At 71.3% G+C, this 20,719-nt stretch carries 18 protein-coding genes; 6 read left to right on the top strand and 12 right to left on the bottom strand.

Annotated elements, in window-relative coordinates:
- Nucleotides 1-459 (bottom strand): DUF1015 domain-containing protein (locus tag STRTUCAR8_RS10290; protein ID WP_044471969.1); only part of this gene is annotated, 459 nt, incomplete at its 3' end.
- Nucleotides 460-1,053: 594 nt separating this feature from the next.
- On the opposite strand from STRTUCAR8_RS10290, the gene STRTUCAR8_RS10285 reads away from it, so the two are divergent.
- On the top strand, nucleotides 1,054-4,200 hold the full coding sequence (locus STRTUCAR8_RS10285; RefSeq protein ID WP_006375526.1) for an ATP-binding protein: 3,147 nt from the start codon (nucleotides 1,054-1,056) through the stop codon (nucleotides 4,198-4,200).
- Here STRTUCAR8_RS10285 and STRTUCAR8_RS10280 read toward each other — a convergent pair.
- The 4 genes from STRTUCAR8_RS10280 to kbpA form a co-directional block, all read right to left on the bottom strand.
- Nucleotides 4,181-4,999, bottom strand: coding sequence for an ABC transporter permease (locus STRTUCAR8_RS10280; RefSeq protein WP_006375539.1), 819 nt, complete (start codon nucleotides 4,997-4,999; stop codon nucleotides 4,181-4,183). The two genes, STRTUCAR8_RS10285 and STRTUCAR8_RS10280, sit on opposite strands and share 20 nt — an antisense overlap.
- Nucleotides 4,996-5,967 (bottom strand): ATP-binding cassette domain-containing protein, encoded by a 972-nt coding sequence (locus tag STRTUCAR8_RS10275; RefSeq protein ID WP_006375527.1) that lies wholly within the window; start codon nucleotides 5,965-5,967, stop codon nucleotides 4,996-4,998. The genes STRTUCAR8_RS10280 and STRTUCAR8_RS10275 overlap by 4 nt, the downstream gene beginning before the upstream one ends.
- Nucleotides 5,968-6,129: 162 nt before the next feature.
- Nucleotides 6,130-8,514, bottom strand: a complete 2,385-nt coding sequence (gene afsK / locus STRTUCAR8_RS10270) for a protein serine/threonine kinase AfsK (protein ID WP_006375528.1) — start codon at nucleotides 8,512-8,514, stop codon at nucleotides 6,130-6,132.
- Nucleotides 8,515-8,754: 240 nt separating this feature from the next.
- Nucleotides 8,755-9,474, bottom strand: coding sequence for an AfsK-binding protein KbpA (gene kbpA, locus STRTUCAR8_RS10265; protein ID WP_006375517.1), 720 nt, complete (start codon nucleotides 9,472-9,474; stop codon nucleotides 8,755-8,757).
- A gap of 145 nt (nucleotides 9,475-9,619) precedes the next feature.
- Here kbpA and STRTUCAR8_RS10260 point away from each other — a divergent pair, with 145 nt between their 5' ends.
- A complete protein-coding gene (locus tag STRTUCAR8_RS10260) occupies nucleotides 9,620-10,267 on the top strand; it encodes a TetR family transcriptional regulator (RefSeq protein WP_006375532.1) in 648 nt (215 codons plus the stop codon).
- Between the two features lie 105 nt (nucleotides 10,268-10,372).
- Here the strand turns inward: STRTUCAR8_RS10260 and STRTUCAR8_RS10255 are convergent, their stop codons facing one another.
- Nucleotides 10,373-10,870: a nitroreductase family deazaflavin-dependent oxidoreductase gene (locus tag STRTUCAR8_RS10255; protein ID WP_006375529.1), complete on the bottom strand. Its 498-nt coding sequence runs from the start codon at nucleotides 10,868-10,870 to the stop codon at nucleotides 10,373-10,375.
- Nucleotides 10,870-12,090 carry an acyl-CoA dehydrogenase family protein gene (locus STRTUCAR8_RS10250; RefSeq protein WP_006375547.1) on the bottom strand — a complete coding sequence of 407 codons (1,221 nt, stop codon included), beginning with the start codon at nucleotides 12,088-12,090 and terminating at the stop codon, nucleotides 10,870-10,872. Before STRTUCAR8_RS10250 ends, STRTUCAR8_RS10255 begins: the two co-directional genes overlap by 1 nt.
- A gap of 187 nt (nucleotides 12,091-12,277) precedes the next feature.
- Here STRTUCAR8_RS10250 and STRTUCAR8_RS10245 point away from each other — a divergent pair, with 187 nt between their 5' ends.
- Nucleotides 12,278-13,447, top strand: coding sequence for a thiolase C-terminal domain-containing protein (locus STRTUCAR8_RS10245; protein ID WP_006375548.1), 1,170 nt, complete (start codon nucleotides 12,278-12,280; stop codon nucleotides 13,445-13,447).
- 27 nt (nucleotides 13,448-13,474) lie between these two features.
- Here the strand turns inward: STRTUCAR8_RS10245 and STRTUCAR8_RS10240 are convergent, their stop codons facing one another.
- Nucleotides 13,475-13,999, bottom strand: coding sequence for a cysteine hydrolase family protein (locus STRTUCAR8_RS10240; protein WP_006375540.1), 525 nt, complete (start codon nucleotides 13,997-13,999; stop codon nucleotides 13,475-13,477).
- A 164-nt stretch (nucleotides 14,000-14,163) separates the two neighbouring features.
- Between STRTUCAR8_RS10240 and STRTUCAR8_RS10235 the strand changes: the two genes are divergently transcribed.
- Nucleotides 14,164-14,736 carry a TetR/AcrR family transcriptional regulator gene (locus tag STRTUCAR8_RS10235; RefSeq protein WP_044471968.1) on the top strand — a complete coding sequence of 191 codons (573 nt, stop codon included), beginning with the start codon at nucleotides 14,164-14,166 and terminating at the stop codon, nucleotides 14,734-14,736.
- Nucleotides 14,737-14,851: 115 nt separating this feature from the next.
- On the opposite strand, the gene STRTUCAR8_RS10230 is transcribed toward STRTUCAR8_RS10235, so the two are convergent.
- Nucleotides 14,852-15,262 carry a Fur family transcriptional regulator gene (locus STRTUCAR8_RS10230; RefSeq protein WP_006375535.1) on the bottom strand — a complete coding sequence of 137 codons (411 nt, stop codon included), beginning with the start codon at nucleotides 15,260-15,262 and terminating at the stop codon, nucleotides 14,852-14,854.
- 320 nt (nucleotides 15,263-15,582) lie between these two features.
- Between STRTUCAR8_RS10230 and katG the strand changes: the two genes are divergently transcribed.
- Both katG and STRTUCAR8_RS10220 read left to right on the top strand, forming a co-directional pair.
- Complete coding sequence (gene katG / locus STRTUCAR8_RS10225) at nucleotides 15,583-17,811, top strand: catalase/peroxidase HPI (protein ID WP_006375533.1); 2,229 nt, start codon at nucleotides 15,583-15,585, stop codon at nucleotides 17,809-17,811.
- Nucleotides 17,812-17,903: 92 nt separating this feature from the next.
- Nucleotides 17,904-18,599: a pyridoxine/pyridoxamine 5'-phosphate oxidase gene (locus tag STRTUCAR8_RS10220; protein WP_044471967.1), complete on the top strand. Its 696-nt coding sequence runs from the start codon at nucleotides 17,904-17,906 to the stop codon at nucleotides 18,597-18,599.
- A 114-nt stretch (nucleotides 18,600-18,713) separates the two neighbouring features.
- Here STRTUCAR8_RS10220 and STRTUCAR8_RS10215 read toward each other — a convergent pair whose 3' ends face one another.
- The 3 genes from STRTUCAR8_RS10215 to STRTUCAR8_RS10205 all read right to left on the bottom strand — a co-directional run bounded on the left by STRTUCAR8_RS10215 (nucleotide 18,714) and on the right by STRTUCAR8_RS10205 (nucleotide 20,677).
- The gene (locus tag STRTUCAR8_RS10215; protein ID WP_006375549.1) at nucleotides 18,714-19,478 is read right to left on the bottom strand and encodes an alpha/beta fold hydrolase; all 765 of its coding nucleotides are present in this window, start codon (nucleotides 19,476-19,478) and stop codon (nucleotides 18,714-18,716) included.
- Between the two features lie 87 nt (nucleotides 19,479-19,565).
- Complete coding sequence (locus tag STRTUCAR8_RS10210) at nucleotides 19,566-20,225, bottom strand: GNAT family N-acetyltransferase (RefSeq protein ID WP_044471966.1); 660 nt, start codon at nucleotides 20,223-20,225, stop codon at nucleotides 19,566-19,568.
- A complete protein-coding gene (locus STRTUCAR8_RS10205; protein WP_006375545.1) occupies nucleotides 20,225-20,677 on the bottom strand; it encodes a Zn-ribbon domain-containing OB-fold protein in 453 nt (150 codons plus the stop codon). Before STRTUCAR8_RS10205 ends, STRTUCAR8_RS10210 begins: the two co-directional genes overlap by 1 nt.
- Nucleotides 20,678-20,719 lie beyond the last annotated feature (42 nt).

The raw sequence follows: 20,719 nt of genomic DNA, 5'->3' as shown, positions 1-20,719 counted from the left end.
CGCGGTGGTGGCGCGCATCAGGGCCGCGCGGTCCGCCACGACGTGCGGCATGACGTCCTCGTGCGGCAGGACGACGCCCTCCGACGGCTCCGACAGGCGCAGGGCGCCGATGACCCCGCGTTGGAGGTGGCCTGTCGTGTCGCGCTGCTCGTAGACGTACAGGGCGGGTTCGGGGTCGGTGGTGAGGATGCCCTCGGCGAGCCAGTCGTCCAGGGTGTCCGCCGCCTGCTCGTTGCGGATGGACGGGGTCGCCGCCTGGGGGAGGATCAGCCGGACGATGTTGTGCGGGTCGGCCGATTCGAGGTGTATCAGGCCGTCGGGGCGCACGATGACGTCGTACGGCGGTGAGGTCACGGCGGCCAGGCTGCCGACCCGGTCGGGGTCGTAGCGCAGGCCCCGGAACGGGGTCAGTTGAAGGCCCATGCGAGCCGGTACGTCCGCGGGACCTGCAGTGTTCATTGGTGCATCGTAGGGCTGTCAGAGGCAAGGGGGATGATCCCGACCCCAAAGAAGGACTCTGAACTGCGAGAACACAAACGAGGACGGAAGCTCTTCAATCCTGAGTGGCGGCATCCTGGTGCCGCCACAAGTCGTTTGAGGGCTCCTTGCATCGCGGAGAGAACCGATCGACCGGCAGAGGCGCGCAAGGTTACAGGCTGGGGCTGACATCCCAGCTTGAGTGAGCGAGTCAACCTGTTTCGGGATAAACCGAATGGAGCCGGACAGGCGGGCGCCGTCGTCGACCTTGCCATCAGTCATCGTCAAGCTGGTGGTTCCTCGGCCTCGCCTCACCGCGGGACAGGTGACCGGTGACAGCCGTGGCGGGCCGCAGACAGTACGGATCGCAACCGGCGGGAGGGCTGGAGTCGTCCTGCCGGTCGTGACTCCCTGGCCCACGTCGCCGACGACGCGCCCACCCAGGCCGTCACGATGGGCACGTCGTTCACGTCGGTGACAGCAGCCCGGTGAGTCAACTGGCGACAGTCGGATACGCGAGTTCACCAGTCCCGAGGCCGGAGTTCAGGTGACCCACCCCTTCGTTACCCTGCACGCATGCCCACCGACCTGACCCTCCTCCCCCGCGTCGCCTATCGCGGCCAGGAGGTCACCGCGCCCCGGCTGCGCGCCCTGCTCGCACTGCTCGCCGGCGACCTGCGTACCGGCTGCAGCACCGAGCGGCTGGTCGCCGGGCTGTGGCCGGAGGAGTTGCCGGAGCGGCCGGGCAAGGCACTGCAGGTTCTGGTGTCCCGGGCGCGGGCGCAGCTGGACGCCGATGTCCTCGCGAGCACGCCGACCGGATACCGGCTCGCCCTCACCGAGGACCAGGTCGACAGCTCCGCCCTGCTGCTGCACGCCGCCGCGAGCGCCGAGCGGTCCAGGGCCGGGGATCACGCGGGGGCACTGGCCGCCGCCGAGGCCGGGCTGGCACTGTGGGAGGGCACTGCGGCCGACCGGGACGGTGACTCCGGGGACCCCGTGGCCGCGTTGCGCGCCGAGCGTGCCCCCGTCCGTGACGCCCTCGTCCGTGCGCGGGCGCTCGCGCTCGCCCGGCTGGGGCGGCACGCGGAGGCCGCCGGGCCACTGGCGGTGGCCGCCTCGGAGCATCCGCGCGACGAGGAGGTGCTCGCCGAACTGCTGCGCGCCGAGGCCGCGTCGGCCGGCCCGTCCGCCGCGCTGACCCGGTACGAGGCGTACCGGAGGGAGCTGCGCGACACGCTCGGCACGGATCCGGGCGCCCAACTCAAGTCCGTACAGCAGGAGTTGCTGTCCGGTGAGGCGCCCGCCGTCCGGCACGGGGTGCCGCACGAACCGAACCCGCTCCTCGGGCGCGATGATGATGTCGCCGAGGTCGAGCGGCTGTTGAGGGCCTCCCGTGCCGTCACCGTCGCCGGTCCCGGTGGTCTCGGCAAGACCCGGCTCGCGCACGCCGTGAGCCGCCGGGCCGAACAGCGCGTGGTGTACTTCGTGCCGCTCGCCGGTGTCACAGCCGACGCGGATGTGGCCACGGAGGTGGCCTCCGCGCTCGGCGCGGGCGACGGACGCCCCGGCCCCATGGGCAGCCACGACCCGGTGACCGGCATCCTCGGCGTGCTCGGCACCGGGCCCGCTCTGCTGGTCCTGGACAACTGCGAGCAGGTCGTCCGGGGCACCGCCGACCTCGTACGGGCCCTGGTCTCTGCCTCGAAGGACCTGCGGGTGCTCGCCACCAGCCGGGCTCCTCTCGGCCTGACGTCGGAGGCCGTGTACGCGCTGCCGGAGCTCGAACTCGGCACCTCCATCGAGCTGTTCACCCAGCGGGCCCGCGCCGCCCGACCCGGTGTGGAGCTGCCGCCGGACGCGGTGGCCGGGCTGTGCCGCCACCTCGACGGGCTGCCGCTCGCCGTGGAACTGGCTGCCGCCCGGGTACGGGTGCTGTCGGTGCCGGAGATCGCCCGCCGCCTCGGCGACCGGTTCGCGCTGCTGCGCGGCGGGGCCCGGGACGTGCCGGAGCGCCACCGCACGCTGCACGCCGTCGTGGACTGGAGCTGGAACCTCCTCGCCGAGGAGGCCAGGGCCGCGCTGCGCCTGCTGTCCGTGTTCCCCGGCGGCTTCTCGGGCGAGACGGCCGAACAGGTCCTCGGGGAGGACGCGTTGTTCCTGCTGGAGCAGCTGGCCGACCAGTCGCTGCTCACCGTCGCCGACACCCCGACCGGCGTGCGGTTCCACATGTTGGAGACCGTACGGGAGTTCAGCGCGGCCCGGCGGGCGGAGGCGGGCGAGGAAGAGGCGGCCGTCGACCGATTCCTGTGCTGGGCGCGCGACTTCGGGGTGACCTACCACGACTGGTACTTCGGCCCGGAGCCGTTGGTCGCCGGGGAACGCATCAGGGCCGAGCAGGACAACCTCGTACTGGCCCTGCGGCACGCCCTGGCGCGTACGGACGGCCCCACCATCGCCGCCCTGACCGCCGTTCTCACCGCCCTGTGGTCCACCGGCTCCAGCTACCTCCGCCTCGCCGCCCTCGCCGCGGACACCGGGCCGCCGCTGTCGCACTACTATCCCGAGCCCGAATACGTCGAAGTCGCCCGCGCCGCAGCGGTGTTGTCCACGGCGAGCCTCTTCATGGGCTACGGGCCCGCCGCCGTACGCCAGTTGGTCACCCTCCGGCGGCTGCCGCCGGCCCCGCCGGACACGCTGGCGCGGGCCATCGCGGTGGTGCTGAGGGCGATCCCCGAGATGCTGCCGCCCGACTACGACGTGCTGCGGGAGCTGTGCGACAGCGAGCAGCCGTTGCTCGCCGGTATCGCCGAGTGCGTCGCGACCTATGTCTGGGAGTACGAGCACGACATCGACCGCGCGCTCGCCTCGGCCCACCGGATCGTCACCGCACTGGGGCCGGTCGACAACCCGTTCCTGCAGGTCCTGGGCCATGCCAGGCTGAGCGAGCTGTGCCTGCGGACGGAGCGGGGCGAGGCCGCGTACACGCATCTCAGGGCGGCGCTCGCGGTACTGCCGCGGCTCGGCGACGAGCACGACTCCATCGGCGTCCGAGGGGGTCTCGCCCTCGCCTGTCTGCAGCGCGGCGACCCCGACGAGGCCGAGTACTGGCTGCGGCAGGCGGAGGCCCTCAACACCCCGCAACCGGACGGCTCCGAGAACTCCGACCTCGGCGCACGTGCCGAACTCGCTCTCGCCCGTGGGCTGACGGAGGTCGGGCTCGGCCTGTGGCGCGGCGCTGTGGAGGGGGTGGCCGGCGCCGGCGCGATGTACGACGGCGATCCGTTCCTCGACCGGTGGACGCTGCAGATCCAGTCGACGGCGGTGACGGCGCACGCCCACGCCGACCGCCTCGAACTGGTCGTGGAACTGGTCGAGGGGCTGCGGCGGGGGCTGCGGACCCTGCTCTCCGGTCCGCCCCGGCCCATGGAACTCCCCCTGATCGGGACGGTGTTGCACGCCCTCGGCATGGCGAGCCTAGCGTCCGGCGACGTGTCCGCCGTACGGCTGATCGCGCTGGCCGAACGGCTGCGGGTGCTGCGCGACTACCAGCCGACGATGTCGTCGGACCGCGCCAGGAAGGCGGTCGCGGCGGCCGGGAACGCCGCCGGGGCGGCGTATTCCGACGCGGTGTCGGAGTACGCCGCCCTGGGGCGGGACGAGTTGCGGGAGGCGGCCCGCGCCGTCATGGCGACTACAGCGCCTACTTCGGATCGCGGTTGAACTGTGTCATCGACCAGCGGTAGCCGAGCAGGGTCAGGGCGACGCACCAGGCGACCGCCATCCAGCCGTTGTTGCCGATCTCGGTGCCGAGGAGGAGTCCGCGCAGGGTCTCGATGACCGGGGTGAAGGGCTGGTACTCGGCGATCGGCTGGAACCAGCCCGGCATCGTCTCGGCCGGGGTGAAGGCGCTGGAGATGAGGGGGAGGAGGATCAGCGGCGTCGCCATGTTGCTGGCGGCCTCGGGGTTCGGGCTGGCCATACCCATCCCGACCGCGATCCAGGTGAGCGCCAGGGCGAACAGCGCGAGGAGTCCGATCGCCGCGAGCCACTCAAGGGGCGTGGCGTCCGTGGACCGGAAGCCGATGGCCACGGCGACCACACCGACGAGGAGCAGGCTGGCGAGCACCTGCAGCACACTGCCGAGGACGTGCCCGACGAGCACGGACCCGCGGTAGACCGCCATCGTGCGGAAGCGGGCGATGAGACCCTCGGTCATGTCCATGGAGACAGCGACTGCGGCCCCGATCACGGTGCTGCCGATGGTCATCACCAGCAGGCCCGGGACGATGTAGGCGATGTAGGCGGAACGGCCCCCGCCACCGTCACCGATGCCCGCACTCATCGCGGATCCGAAGATGTAGACGAAGAGCAGCAGCAGCATGATCGGCGTGAGCAGCAGGTTCAGTGTCATGGACGGGTAGCGCCGTACGTGCAGCAGGTTGCGGCGCAGCATCGTGGTGGAGTCGCGGACGGCGAGGGAGAACCGGGACGGGCGGGCGGGAAGCTGCAGAGTGCTCATCGGTGGGTCTCCTTGGTCTGGTGGGGAACCTTGGCTCCGCCGGTCAGGGCGAAGAACACGTCGTCGAGGTCGGGGGTGTGCACGGTCAGTTCGTCGGCCTCGACGCCGGCCGAGTCGAGCCAGTCGAGGATGGAACGCAGCTCGCGCTGACTGCCGTCGCTGGGGATCTGCAGCGCCAACGCCTCGTCGTCCCGGGTGACTTCGCGCAGGGCGGCGGCGGCCGACCGGTAGGCGCCCGGGTCGGTGAAGCGGAGCCGGACATGACCGCCGGGGACGAGCCGCTTCAACTCGTCGGCGGTGCCCTCGGCGGCGATCCCGCCGTCGTTCAACACCGCGATACGGTCGGCGAGTTCGTCGGCCTCCTCCAGGTACTGGGTGGTGAGGAAGACGGTCACCCCGTCGGCGACCAGCCCGCGGATGATGCCCCACATGTTGTGCCGGCTGCGCGGGTCGAGGCCGGTGGTCGGCTCGTCGAGGAAGATGATCCGCGGGTCGCCGACCAGGGTCATGGCGATGTCGAGGCGGCGCTTCATGCCGCCGGAGTAGGAGGAGGCGGGCTTCTTCGCGGCCTCGGTGAGGTCGAAGCGCTCAAGGAGTTCGGCGGCCGCCCGACGCCCCTCGGCACGGGACAGGTGGTGCAGGTCCGCCATGAGGAGCATGTTCTCCTCGCCGGTGATCAGTCCGTCGACGGCGGAGAACTGCCCGGTGACGCCGATCGCGGCGCGCACGGCGTGCGGGTCGGTGGCCAGGTCGTGGCCGCCGACGTGCAGTTCGCCTGCGTCGGCGGTGATGAGGGTGGAGAGGATCTTGACGGCGGTGGTCTTGCCGGCGCCGTTCGGGCCCAGGAGCGAGAAGACCGTGCCGGCCGGTACCGCCAGGTCGATGCCGTCGAGGACCGTCTTGTCCCCGTAGGCCTTCCGCAGCCCCTTGGCCGCGATGGCGAGTGAGTGCGATGTCGTCGATGTCATGCCGCAGAGACTGCGGCCCGGCGCATTCAGCGCGGTTTCACGACGGTTTCAGCCCCCTGGAACCGAGGCGCCGCCCCGACGGGGCGCGCCTTAGGGGCACGGGGAACTGCGCGACAAGCCCCCACGGACCCGCAGCCAAAGCAACCCGCCGACAGCCCCCGCTCACCCGGTCCGCGCCGTCCCCGTCCCCTTCTCCGCGTCCAGCGCGTACACGCACCGGTCCTTGCTGCACGCGTACACCACGCCGTCCTTGACCACAGGGGCACCGGTGATCTCGCCGCCGGTCGCCAGTTTCCATCTCAGGCGGCCGTCGTCGGCCTTCAGGGTGTACAGGAGGTGGTCCGTCGAGCCGAAGTGGATGCGGCCCTCGGCCACCGCCGGGGCGCCGACGATGTCGCCGCCCGCCTGGAAGCGCCACTTGGGCGTCCCGGTGACCGCGTCGAGCGTGTAGAGGCCCTTGCCGCTGCCGACGTGCACATGCCCGGCAGCCACCAGTACGGGTTCGATCGACGTGCGCGACTCGGTCGCGATCCGCCACCGGTCCCGGCCGTCCGCCGCGTCGAGGGCGTAGACCGTGCCGAGGTAGTCGGCGAGGTAGACACCGCCGCCCGTGACGGCCGGGCCGGGCGCGAAGGTGGGCGGCGAGAGGAACACCGCAGGGGCCTCGAAGTGCCAGCGGACGTGGCCTGCGGCGACGTCGATCGCCAGGACCCGGGTGCCCGCGGAGACGTACACCTGGCCGTCGGGGCCCGGGGTCAGCCGTACCGGGACTCCGCCGCAGGAGGCGGCGTCGCCGATCGGGTAGGACCAGCGCTCGTCACCCGTACGGGCGTCCAGGGCGCGCAGCCGTCCCTCCTGCCAGACGAAGACCGTGCCCTCGTGGACGTGCGGGCCGGCCTCCGGGGACTCGAAGTCCGTCTGGGCGCCGGTGTGCTCCCAGAGCTTCTGGCCGGTCGCCGCGTCCCAGCCCTGGACGCCGCCACCGCGCGTGCCGGTGACGACGGTGCCCCGGTCGGCCTTCAGGGAGTACACCCAGGCGTCGGTGGACAGGCGCCACAGGTCCATGCCCTCGCGGGCGTCGAGCGCGAACAGGGTCGGTCCGTCGGAGGCGTGGATACGGCCGTCCGCGACCGCCATCGACCAGGCGACGTCCCGCGTCTTGAAGCGGCGGCGGCCGGTCATCACGTCCAGGGCGTGCACCTCGAAGGAGGTGACGTAGACCAGGTCACCGGCGACGGCCGGGGTGCCCCAGACGTCGTTCGACATACGGAAACGCCAGGGGCGCCAGCCCGCGGGCGACTCCGGGGGCAGCTGCGGCGCGACCGGGACGGGGTTGGGGTCGGCGCCGTTGACGCCGGGGCGGGGGCGCGACCAGGAGGCGACGAGGCCGGACTCCGGCGGGGGTGCCTGGACGGCGGCGGCGCGGGCGTCGACGACGCGCGGGCCGGGGCCGATGGGCACGGGCGCGCCGGCCAGCCGTACGGGACCGGTGTCGGGCGCTCCGGTGGGCAGGGCGGACGGCATCGGGCCGGGTACGAGACCGGGTCCCGGGCCGCGTCCGAAGCCGGGCGCCGGATCGTGCGAGGGGGGCGGCGGGATCGCCAGCCTGCCGCCGCTGCGGCCACCGGAGGACTGCGGCTTCGCCGCCGGGCGGCCTCCCCGGCGCTGCTCGATGAGGGCCGTCGCCCGTTCGGGCAGCCACGCGGAGGCCGTACCGCTGTCGTCGGAGCCGGAGCCGAAGAGGTGGGGGGCCAGCTGCGCCTGGAGGTCGGCGGGGTTGGGGCGGCTGGTCGCCTCCATCTGCATACAGGACTCGATGAGGGGGCGGAGTTCGTCCGGCAGCCCTTCGAGGTCCGGGCCCTCGCGCAGCAGCATGAAGACGGTCTCGACCGGGTTCGCGCCGTGGAAGGGGGCGTGGCCGGTGGCCGCGAAGACCAGCATCGAGCCGAGCGAGAACACGTCGCTGGCGCCGGTCACGCTCCGCGAGTCCTTCGCCTGCTCGGGGGACATGTAGGCGGGCGTACCGACGGCGACGTTCGTCATCGTCAAACGGGTGTTCGAGACGCCGGACGCGATACCGAAGTCGATGACCCGGGGGCCGTCCTCGACCACCAGCACGTTCGACGGCTTCAGGTCGCGGTGGACGAGCCCGGCGCCGTGGATGGACTGCAGCGCCTCCGCGACCCCCGCCGCGAACCAGCGCACCGCCTGGGCCGGCATCGGCCCGCACTCGTTCACTATCTCTTCGAGGGAGGGCGCGGGCACGTACGCGGTGGCCAGCCACGGCACGGCGGCACGCGGATCGGCGTCGACGACGGCGGCCGTGTAGAAGCCGGAGACGGCCCGCGCCGCCTCCACCTCACGGGTGAAGCGGACCCGGAACAGCTGGTCCTCGGCGAGTTCCGTCCGGACCGTCTTGATCGCCACCCGCCGGCCGGAGGCCGAGCGCGCGAGATAGACCAGCCCCATGCCGCCGGCACCCAGCCGTCCCAGCACCTCGAACGGCCCGATCCGCCGCGGATCGTGCTGCGTCAGCTGATCCACCACTTGCCTGCCACCTCCCCGTACGAGCCGCGTCACCTACATATGTACGCGACCCCGTGCAGCGTCTCACCACCGCCACCGCCTTGGCGGCACGCACCCCGATTCTTCCTGGCCGGGGCACAGGTTGCGAACTCGCGTCCGAAACGGGATGTCTCCACCCAAACAGTCGCAAAACCTCTTCACGCGACCGCTCCCGCGACGGCTCACGCCCGTTCCTGGCGGTTCATGACAGCCGCTGGCCGCTCATTTTCGGAGGAGTGCGAACGACGCTCCCTGATTGTCCGTGACGACCGCCACATTCCCGTACGAAGTGTCGAAGGGCGGCACCTGGACCCGGCCGCCGATCCGGTTCACCGTCCCGAGCGCCTCCGTCATGTCCTCGACGGCGAAATGGACCAGGAAATGCGGCGGCATCTCGGCGGGGAACACCTCCGAGACGTCCGCCCGGCCGAAGTCGGGGGCCGCGTCCGGACCGAAGAGCGCCTCGTGGAAGAGGTTGCCGTAGAAGGTGTTGGCGACGGCCGTGTCCCGGGCGTACAGCTCGGCCCAGGCGAAGGTCCCGGGCTCGTGACGGCGGCCGAAACCGGCGTGCGTACCGGCCTGCCAGAGGCCGAACACGGCCCCCTCGGGGTCGGCGGCCAGTGCCGTCGTCCCCAGTTCGCCCACGGGAACCGGCGCGGTGATCACCTGTCCGCCGGCCGCGTGGATCCGGGCGACGAGAGCGTGGACGTACGGGCTGGCGAAGTACACCGTCCACACGGTGGGCATCCGGCCGTCGGCCTTGTGGGCCAGGGAGGCGACGGGCTCGCCGTCGCACAGGGCCTGCGTCAGGCCCTCCTTCTCCTGGAAGGTCCACCCGAAGAGCTCACCGTAGAAGCGCTTGCCCGCCTCGACGTCGGGCAGCTGGGCGTCCACCCAGCAGGGGACGCCCTCTGTGCGGGCGGATGCCCTGTTTTCGGCCATACCGTCAAGTTAACGGTCCTTCACGCATCCCGCAGAGCAGGCGCGGGACCAGGCAAAGCCGCCCCTGAGCGCCCACGGATCACCATTGCACCCCATTTGCAGTCGGCCGAATCGCGCTCCGATCACCCCTCGGTAAGCTGACGGCATGACAGGACAAGTGCGTACCGTCGACGGCCGAGTGGCGGGTCGGCGTGGGCAGGCGACCCGGCAGAAGCTGCTCGACTGCCTCAGCGAGATGCTCAGCTCCTCCCCTTACCGGGACGTCAAAGTCATCGATGTCGCCCGGAAGGCGGGGACTTCACCCGCCACCTTCTACCAGTACTTCCCGGACGTCGAAGGCGCCGTCCTGGAGGTCGCCGAGCAAATGGCCACCGAGGGCGCCGGGTTGACCCAGCTGCTCGCGGGTCGGTCCTGGGTCGGAAAAGCCGGCTGGCAGACCTCCCAGGAACTCGTCGACGGGTTCCTGGAGTTCTGGCGGAAGAACGACGCGATCCTCAGGGTCGTCGATCTTGGCGCCGCCGAGGGCGACAAGCGGTTCTACAAGATCCGCATGAAGATCCTCAACTCCGTGACCAACTCCCTTACGGACACCGTCACCGAGCTCCAGGCCAAGGGCAGGGTCGACAAGGACGTCAGCCCCGCCGCGATGGCAGGCTCCCTCGTCGCGATGCTCGCGGCGGTGGCCTCACACCAGAAGGGCTTCCAGAGCTGGGGTGTGAAACAGGCCGAACTGAGGCCGAACCTGGCCCAGTTGGTCCACCTGGGCGTGACCGGCAAGAAGCCGACGAAATAGCCGCAGCCCCTTTTTCCAGGTTCCGCGGCCTCCGCAGGCCCAAGTCCTGTCACACAGGCGGTGGTTCACTCCGGTGGACCACCGCCTGTCGCGCGTCGGGGGCACTCAGCGCCGTACGATCCGGAAGATCCGTATCTCCCGCTCGACCCGCGCCTGATAGGTCGCGTACGGCGGCCAGAACGCCAGCAGCGCCTTCCAGGCCGCGTCCCGTTCCTCACCGGCCAGCAGCCGGGCCGTGACCGGGATGTCCTCCCCTTTCCAGCTGACCTCGGCGTCCGGATGGGCGAGGAGGTTGGCGGTCCAGGCGGGATGACCGGTACGCCCGAAGTTGGACCCGATGAGCAGCCAGCTGCCGTGGGAGTCCCGCCCCGCCTCCTCCGGCATACAGGCGAGCGGCGTGTGCCGTGGCAGCCCGCTCTTCGCCCCGCGCACGGTGAGCACCACCCCGGGCAGCAGCTGGGCGCTGAGCAGCACCTTGCCCCGGGTCAGCCGGTGTACGGCGCGGTCGAGCGCGGGGACGACGTGCGGGGCGATCCGCGCGAAGGCCGGCGCCGAGGACATTTTCTGGACCGCTTTCACGACCCTCGCCGCTGTCACCGGCATCAGACGGTCACCTCTCCCGTGTCGAAGAGCCGCGCGGCGTCGGCCGCGTGCGCCCGGAGCCGGTGCACCGGCCCGAACAGCAGCTCGTCACCGGCGGCGCGCTTGAAGTACAGCTGGGCCTCGTGCTCCCAGGTGAAGCCGATACCGCCGTGCAGCTGGATGCCCTCGGCGGTGGCCGTACGCAGCGAGTCGAGGGCCTGGGCGAGGGCGAGCCCGCCGACCCGCTCGCCCTCGTGGGCAGTTGCCCAGGCAGCGTAGTAGGCGGCCGAGCGGGCCGCCTGGACCTGGACGTACACATCGGCGAGCCGATGCTTGACGGCCTGGAACGACCCGATCGCCCGCCCGAACTGCACGCGATGCAGGGCGTGTTCGACGGTCAGCTCCAGAATCCGGTCGGCGGCCCCGACGGCCTCGGCGGCGAGCACGGTGGCGGTGACGTCTCCGGTGAGGGCGAGTGCGTTGGTGAGGGAGAGGGCGAGGTCGGCGCCCGCGTCGCCCCCTACCCCCTCCTCCTCGCCCAGCAACTCGGCTGGTACGTCCCGCAGTTCGAGGCGCGCCTGCGGCCGGGTGGCGTCGATGGAGGTCTGCCGGGTGCGGACGAGGCCGGGTGCGTCGCCGGGGACGAGGAAGAGGAGGGTGCGGGAACGGGCGTATCCCCCGGCGTGGGCGGCGACGAGCAGGAGCCCGGCGCTGTGGCCGTCGAGAACCTGTCCGACCTGCCCGTACAGTCGCCAGCCCGTGTCCTTCCGGGCCGCCTGCACCCCGCCGGCCCGCCCTCCCCCGGCCCAGTCGCGGTCGGGTTCGCCGTTGAGGGAGAGCACGGCGGCCAGTGCGGTGCCGGGGACGGCGAGCGTGGCGGTCAGGGCACCGGAGGCGATGCGCGGGAGGAGGTCGGCGCGCTGGGCGGGGGTGCCGAGGGCGGTGATGAGAGGGGCGGCCAGTACGGCGGTCGCGAGCAGCGGAGAGGGTGCCAGGGTCCGCCCCAACTCCTCTGCCGCGAGAGCTAGTTCGGTCGTCGTGCCGCCGACACCGCCGTGCGCCTCCGGGAGGGCCAGGCCGGGCAGACCGAGGTCGCCGGCGAGGGTGGTCCAGAGGGCCGGGTCGTAGCCGGCGGGAGTGTCGACGGCGGCCCGTACGTCGCCGGGCGCGCACCGCTTGTGGAGCAGCTCGCGGAGGGTACGGCGGATGTGGTCCTGCTCGGGGGTGAAACGGGCGTCCATGACCTGCCCCTCCTGGGCGTCCGCGGCGCCCCGTACAGCCGGATCTGACGGTTCGTCATATTAGGACGGACACACCCTGCCGCACAGAGCCTGAGCTGATATACCGTCAGATTCATGCCGGGCGGATTCATGCCGAGTCGACGGCGAACAGGCGGACAACTGATCGGCGGACGGCGGGAGGACAGACGTGAGCCGTAAGGTCGCGATCGTCGGGGTGGCCCTGTCGGACTGCGGCCGGGTGGACGACGTCACCCCCTACGCGCTGCACGCGCAGGCCGCCCGGCGGGCACTGGCGGACTCGGGGCTCGACCGTGAGGTGGTGGACGGTTTCGCGTCCGCGGGTCTCGGCACGCTGGCCCCCGCCGAGGTGGCCGAGTACCTCGGCCTGCGCCCCACCTGGGTCGACTCCACCTCCGTGGGCGGTTCGACCTGGGAGGTCATGGCGGCGCACGCGGCGGACGCGATAGCGGCGGGCCACGCGAACGCCGTACTCCTCGTCTACGGTTCCACGGCCCGCGCGGACGTCAAGGCGGGCCGCCGGACCGGGAACCTCTCCTTCGGCGCGCGCGGCCCCCTGCAGTTCGAGGTGCCGTACGGCCACACACTCATCGCCAAGTACGCGATGGCCGCCCGCCGCCACATGCACGAATACGGCACGACCATCGAGCAGTTGGCGTCGGTGGCGGTCCAGGCGAGGGCGAACGCGGCACTGAACCCGGAGGCGATGTTCCGGACGCCGATCAGCGTCGACGAGGTGCTCGACGGCCCGATGATCGCGGACCCCTTCACCAAGCTCCACTGCTGCCTGCGCTCGGACGGGGGCGCGGCGGTGCTGCTGGTGGCCGAGGAGTACGTACGGGACTGCCGTACGCGGCCGGTGTGGATCCTCGGCACGGGCGAGCACGTCTCGCACGTGTCCATGTCGGAGTGGGCCGACTTCACGGTGTCCCCGGCGGCGGTGAGCGGGCGGATCGCCTTCGAGCGGGCGGGAGTTGGGCCGGACGAGATGGACTTCGCGGAGATCTACGACGCGTTCACCTATATGACGCTGGTGACGCTGGAGGACCTCGGATTCTGCGGGAAGGGCGAGGGCGGGGAGTTCGTGGACGCCGCGAAGGGCCGCCTGAAGGTGGCGGGCGGCGAGCTGCCGGTCAACACGGACGGGGGCGGCCTGTCGGCCCAACACCCGGGAATGCGGGGCCTGTTCCTGCTGGTGGAGGCGGTACGGCAGCTGCGCGGGGACGGGGGCGCACGACAGGTCCGTACGGCTGCGGGAGGTCTGCCGGAACTCGGGGTGGCCTCCGGCACCGGGGGCTGGTTCTGCTCGTCCGGGACGGTGGTGCTGGGCCGGGGGTGAGCGGGGGCTGCCGGCGGCTTCGTACCGTCACACGCGCAGTTCGGGGATCTCGTCCGCCGGCAGGACGTCGGCGATGCGCCACAGCCCGATCCAGCTCTTCGGGGCGACCGACTCGTCCAGCAGGACGGCGTTGATCTCGGGGTCGGGGTCGGCGCAGGCGTCGGCGCAGACGGTGACCTGGAAGCCGGTGTCGACCGCCCACCGGGTGGTGGACAGCACGGTCCCGGAGGTCGCGACGCCCGCGACGACGAGCCGTCCGACCCCGGCGGCCTCCAGCAGCTCGCGCAGGTCCGTGCTGGCGAAGGCGCTGAAACTGGTCTTGGTCAGCACGGTCTCGCCCTCGACCGGGGCCAGCAGCGGGTGGATCTGCTCGCTCATGCCCTGCGGGAGGACGTGGAAGACGGGCAGCCCGGCCGTACGGGCGGCGGCGAGGGCGTGTGCGGCGCGCTCGGCGACGGAGGGGTCGGCGCTGAAGTTGTCGACGATGTAGGTGACGTAGTCGAGGGCGAGGAATGCCGTGCGGGTGGCGGGGGCGGCGTCAGGGGTGGCCACGGGGTTCTCCTTACGGGACACGCAGGGGCTTACGGGGCGGAGGCAGCGGAGACCGGGACTAGAATCGGAGAGTGCGCCCCGGTTAGCCGTTGTCCCCACCGTACCGGAGACCGCGCCCCGTTTGCATGGTTCATGACGAGGTCGACGACGAGGGAGATCCGGAGATGGCGACAGAGGACCGGCCCCTGCGTGCCGACGCCCGCCGCAACCGGGAACGGTTGCTGGCGGTGGCGCGGGAGGCGTTCGCCGCCGAGGGGTTCACGGTGTCGCTGGACGAGATCGCGCGCCGGGCGGGCGTGGGGCCGGGCACGCTGTACCGGCACTTCCCCACGAAGGAAGGGCTGTTCGAGGCGGTGGTCCATGAGCGGCTCGATCCGCTGCTCGCCGAGGCTCACGCGCTGCGCGACGCCGACGATCCGGGCGCGGCCCTGTTCACGGTGCTCGACCGGCTGGTGACCGACGCGGTGGCGAAGGCCGACCTGATCGACGCGATCGCCCACGCGGGCGCCGAGGTCCGGGCGACGGTCGACGCGACCTCCGCCGACCTCCGCCGCGTGATCGGGGACCTGCTGACCCGCGCCCAGTCCGCGGGCACGATCCGCGCCGACATCGGCGTCGCGGACCTGATGGCGATCCTGTCGGGCGTCCTGCTGGCCCTGCGCCACCGGGCGAACGCGGCGGCGGACCCGCGCGTGGCCCTGGCGGTGCTGTGCGACGGACTGCGGGCGGGGACTTGAGCGCCCTCAAAGGGGCGCGGGGCTGTATCTGCATGCGGCTCCGCCGCGCGAGCGCTACCAGCCACGACGGCGCAGCACCGAACCGACAGCCCGTCGCGGCACTTCAAGCGGAGCGCTACGCGCAGGCCCCGCACAGCCCCCGGTAGGTGACCTCCACCTGGGACACGGTGAAGCCGAAGCGTTCCTCCGCGGGGAGGTCCGCGAGCGGGTTGCCGGTGGGGTGGACGTCCCTGATCGTGCCGCAGTTGGAGCAGATCAGGTGGTGGTGCGGGTGGTGCGCGTTCGGGTCGTAGCGCTTGGCGCGGCCGTCGGTGGCGACCTCTATGACCTCCCCGAGGGAGACCAGCTCACCCAGGGTGTTGTAGACGGTCGCACGGGAGATCTCCGGCAGCCGCTGGGCCGCACGGGCGTGCACTTCGTCAGCCGTGTAATGGACGTGTTCGCCGTCGAGGACCTCCGCAACGACACGCCGCTGGGAAGTCATCCGCCAGCCGCGTCCACGCAGTCGCTCCAGCAGGTCGCTCATATTGTTCACCTATTCAGGTTCGGTGGAATACACGGATTTTACCAGTGGACGTCCGGGTTCCGATAGGATATGGATTTGTCACACTTCTTGACTTGGACCTTGTCCATTGTAGGATCGCTTACGGCGATGGCCAAGGGATCCGAGGGACAGGAAGAGACTCCAGTTCGGCATACGCAGGAGACAGTGAGACGTGACGGCGTGTGTGACCTCCTCCACATGCCCGACCGTCCCCCCACCCCACCCCCCAGTTCCTGAGCACGAAGTCGTGAGCACGCAGTTCGTGAGCGGTACCGAGATCTGCCCCGTCCGGAAGGATTCCCATGTCTGAGAACCATGACGCGATCGTCACCGACGCGAAAACCGAGGGCACGGGCGGCTGCCCGGTCGCGCACACGCGTGCCCCGCACCCGACCCAGGGCGGCGGCAACCGCGAGTGGTGGCCCGAGCGCCTGAACGTGAAGATCCTCGCGAAGAACCCGGCGGTCTCCAACCCGCTGGGCGAGGAGTTCGACTACGCCGCGGCGTTCCAGACCCTCGACCTTCCCGCCGTCAAGCAGGACATCGCCGCGGTGCTGACGGACTCCAAGGACTGGTGGCCGGCCGACTTCGGGCACTACGGCCCGTTCATGATCCGCATGGCCTGGCACAGCGCCGGCACCTACCGCATCAGCGACGGCCGCGGTGGCGGCGGCGCCGGTCAGCAGCGCTTCGCCCCCCTGAACAGCTGGCCGGACAACGGCAACCTGGACAAGGCCCGCCGTCTGCTGTGGCCGGTCAAGAAGAAGTACGGCCAGAACCTCTCCTGGGCCGACCTCATGATCCTCGCGGGCAACGTGGCCCTGGAGTCGATGGGCTTCGAGACCTTCGGCTTCGGCGGCGGACGCGCGGACGTCTGGGAGCCCGACGAGGACGTGTACTGGGGTCCCGAGAAGGTCTGGCTCGACGACGAGCGCTACACCGGCGACCGTGAGCTGGAGGAGCCCCTCGGCGCCGTCCAGATGGGCCTCATCTACGTCAACCCGGAGGGCCCCAACGGCAACCCGGACCCGCTCGCCTCGGCCCGTGACATCCGGGAGACGTTCCGCCGTATGGCGATGAACGACGAGGAGACCGTCGCCCTCATCGCCGGTGGCCACACCTTCGGCAAGACCCACGGTGCCGGTCCGGCCGACGCCGTGGGCGCCGACCCCGAGGCCGCGCCGATCGAGCAGCAGGGCTTCGGCTGGAAGAGCACGTACGGCTCGGGCAAGGCCGGCGACGCGATCACCAGTGGCCTCGAGGTCACCTGGACGAGCACGCCGGCCCAGTGGAGCCACGGGTTCTTCAAGAACCTCTTCGAGTACGACTACGAGCTGACCACCAGCCCGGCCGGCGCCAACCAGTGGGTCGCCAAGGACGGTGCCGGTGCGGGCACCATCCCGGACGCCCACGACGCGTCGAAGTCCAAGCCCCCGATGATGCTGACGACCGACCTCGCGCTCCGGTTCGACCCGGCGTACGCGGAGATCTCCCGTCGCTTCTACGAGAACCCGGACCAGTTCGCGGACGCCTTCGCCCGCGCCTGGTACAAGCTGACCCACCGTGACCTGGGCCCGGTCGTCCGCTACCTCGGCCCCGAGGTCCCGTCCGAGACGCTGCTGTGGCAGGACCCGCTCCCCGCGGTGACGCACGAGCTCGTCGACGCCGCCGACGTCTCCGCCCTCAAGGCGCAGATCCTCGCCTCCGGCCTCACGGTGTCCCAGCTGGTCTCCACCACCTGGGCGGCCACGTCCTCCTTCCGCGGCAGCGACAAGCGCGGCGGCGCCAACGGTGCCCGTATCCGCCTTCAGCCGCAGGCCGGCTGGGAGGTCAACAACCCGGACGAGCTCGCGACGGTGCTGCGCACCCTGGAGGGCGTGCAGTCGTCCTTCAACGCCGCGCAGTCCGGTGGCAAGCAGGTCTCGCTGGCCGACGTGATCGTCCTCGCGGGCGCCGCGGGCGTCGAGAAGGCGGCCAAGGACGCCGGCTTCGACATCGAGGTCCCCTTCACGCCGGGCCGCGTGGACGCGACGCAGGAGCAGACGGACGTCGAGTCCTTCGCCGCCCTGGAGCCGACCGCCGACGGGTTCCGCAACTACCTCGGCAAGGGCAACCGCCTTCCCGCCGAGTACCTGCTGCTGGACAAGGCGAACCTGCTGGGCCTGAGCGCCCCCGAGCTGACCGTCCTCGTCGGCGGTCTGCGCGTCCTCGGCGCGAACCACCAGGGCTCCTCGCACGGCGTGTTCACCGACACCCCCGGCAAGCTGACGAACGACTTCTTCGTCAACCTGCTGGAGCTGGGTACGGAGTGGACGGCCACGTCCGAGGACCAGAACACCTTCGAGGGCCGCGACTCCTCGGGCCAGGTCAAGTGGACCGGCACGCGTGCCGACCTGGTCTTCGGCTCCAACTCCGAGCTGCGCGCGGTCGCGGAGGTCTACGCGAGCGACGACGCCAAGGAGAAGTTCGTCAAGGACTTCGTCAAGGCGTGGGTCAAGGTGTCGAACGCGGACCGCTTCGACCTCGTCTGATCCATAGCTCGGCCGAGTGACCGACTGACAGCGTCCAGGCCGGCCCGTACGGGTCGGCCTGGACGTTTTCGTTTTCGTCGATACTCGTCCCCATGCCAACTTCTGCGCGCCCGGAACCGGAACCGGAACCGAATCTCCACGACCTGCTCAGGACCCTGCGGGTGTGGTCGCCGGAGGTCACCACGCTGCCGGCCTTCGACCCGGACACGGCACCGCCCGCCCCGCTCCCCCTCTTCACCACCTGGTTCGCGGAGGCGGTGGCCGCCGGGCAGATCGAGCCGCACACCATGTCCCTGGCCACCTCGGACACAGCCGGCCTGCCCGACGTACGCACCGTCATGCTGCACGGCGCGGACGCCGACGGCTGGACCTTCGCCTCGCACTCCGGAAGCAGCAAGGGGCGCCAACTGGCGGCGCGCCCCTACGCGGCACTCCACTTCTACTGGCCCGCCCTCGGCCGGCAGATCCGGCTGCGGGGCCCGGTCGAGTCCGCCCCCTCCCCCGAGGCGCAGGCCGACCTGCACGCCCGGTCGACGGGAGCACTGGCCGCCGCGCTGACCGGCCGCCAGAGCGAAGTACTGGGCTCGCTGGCCGAGTTGGCGCACGCATCGCAGGATGCCTGGGAGCGGGCGCAGCGCGAACCGACCGCCCCCGCTCCCACCTGGACCCTGTACCGACTGCGCCCCGACGAGGCCGAGTTCTTCCAGGGAGACGCCCAGCGCCGCCACGTACGCCTCAAGTACCGCCGTACGGAGGTGGATTGGCGCCGAGAGCTGTTGTGGCCATAGGCGCGGACGCTCCCCGGAGTCTGCGCGGGGGCCGAGTCGCCCTCTGGTGCCGCTGCCCGAGAGCACGGTTCTTCACGGGAATCCGATCTCGTGGGTTGACGGCGCCGGGCAGGGTCAACCGACAGGGACCCTCTCCGCGAGAAAGGCGATCAGCAGTTCGGTGACGGCCGATGGCCGCTCCAGGCTGGGAAGGTGACCTGCCCATGGCAGTTCGACGTGGTCGGCGTTCGCGAGCAGATGCGGCAGTCGGGCAGCGATCTGTCGGAAGTCCGCCAGATCATGTGCGCCCGACAGGACAAGGCAGGGCGCTTGAACTGCCGCCAGATCGACCACGGCCTCGAGTGGCTCGAACTCCTCGGCGGCGGCCAGCTGCAGCTCGAAGGCGTGCCGCTGCATCCGGCGTACCGCCTCGCGGGCGGTCTCGTCGGCGTCCGGGCCGAGCCAGGTCTCGACCATCAGTTCCGTCGCGCCGACGATGTCCCCCGCATCGAGGAGCGCTTCCTCGCGCTCCCCGAGCGCACTCAGTTCGGCAGAGGGTTCGTGGCCGGGCAGGGCGGAACAGATCAGCCCGACGGCGCTCACCCGATCCGGCCGGCGCGCGGCGATCTCCAGGGCGACCTGCCCGCCGTACGAGGACCCCACCAGTGCCGCCTGCGCGATGCCCAGACTGTTCAGGAGGGCCAGCACGTCCTCGGCGTCGCTGTGAGGCCGGTCCGGCGCCGGAGTCTCGCCGAAGCCCCGAAGATCACAGCGCACCAGCCGGTAACCGGCGTCGATCAAGGCCTGCCACTGGGCATCCCACATCCCCCGGTCACACACCCCGGAATGCAACAGCACCAGCGCCGGACCGTCTCCGGCAACATCATGAGCGAGAGTCATCCGACGGACCCTACGCAGCGGCTGCCCGAAACGCCTCCCGATTAGCACCGCCACTTCCCCGCCCGTCAGCCCGGCGGACCATGCCGGTCACAGCACTGGCCGACGCGGGTCCGGGTCCGACTCCTGCTGCCGCTCCTGCTCCTGCTCCGGCTCGGGGTCCTGGGCGATCCGCCCGTGCAGGTGAATGTCCCGGAACGCGTCCTGGCGCCCTTCCTCGAACATCGCGCCGCGCAGGGTTCCCTCGTACCGGAATCCGCAGCGTTCGGCGACGCGACAGGAGGCGTCGTGGCCGACGGCGTGGCCGAGTTCGAGGCGGTTGAGGCCGAGGACGTCGAAGGCCCAGCGCGCGCCGAGGGCGAGGGCGCGGGTGGCGACGCGTCTGCCGCGGGCCTCGGGCAGGACCCAGTAGCCGACGCGGGCGACCCGCATGAAGGGGTCGATGTCGTTGACGCCCAGGTGCCCGAGTATCGCGCCGGTGACGACGTCCGTGACGCAGAAGGACACCCGGGTGCCGTCCGGCGCGGTCCCGGAGCGGGTGCCGAGGGAGTCCCGGGCGCTGTCGAGGTCGGTGACGGGCTTCATCGGGGTGTTCCAGCGCTGGAAGTCCGGGTCGGTCAGCCCGCGCAGCCACGCGTCGACGTCGGTGTCCTGGTCCGCGCGCCACTGCCGCAGCCGGAGTCCCTGGCCGAGCAGTTCGGGAAACTCGGGCACGGGGTGGGCGTGGGACCGCTCATGAATGTGGGCCATCAGCCCATTGAATCCCGTACGGCTGTACGACTCCCACCTCTCGGACGGAATACGGGCACACCCTCCCGAAAAGTCACCTCCAGCCCCATCCCGACCCGCAGCGCCTCCTGGGCACCCTGCGCGTCTCCCACCACCTCCGTCATCATCCGTGGCCCCTCGTCGAGGTCGACGACGGCGGCCACGTACGGCGTGCGCTCCCCGAAGGGCGGCAGGTCGTTCCGGTACACGACGGACCAGGTGTAGAGCGTGGCCAGCCCACTCGCGGTCTCCCACGCCACGTCCTCGCTCCAGCAGTGCGGGCAGAACTCGCGCGGATAGTGATGAGCGCGCCCACACCCCCCACAACGCCGCACCAGCAACCGCCCCTCGGCCGCGGCGTCCCAGTAGGGCCGCGTGAAGGCGTCCACCTCGGGTATGTCGAACCGGACCCGGTCCGTTCCTTCCTTTCCCACGCCCGTGAACTCCCTTACAGCTGACCGAATCTGACGATACGT

Source organism: Streptomyces turgidiscabies Car8 (assembly GCF_000331005.1).
GTDB lineage: Bacteria > Actinomycetota > Actinomycetes > Streptomycetales > Streptomycetaceae > Streptomyces > Streptomyces turgidiscabies.
The sequence above is the reverse complement of the archived record's forward strand: the minus strand, read 5'-3'. Positions and strand labels throughout refer to the sequence as shown.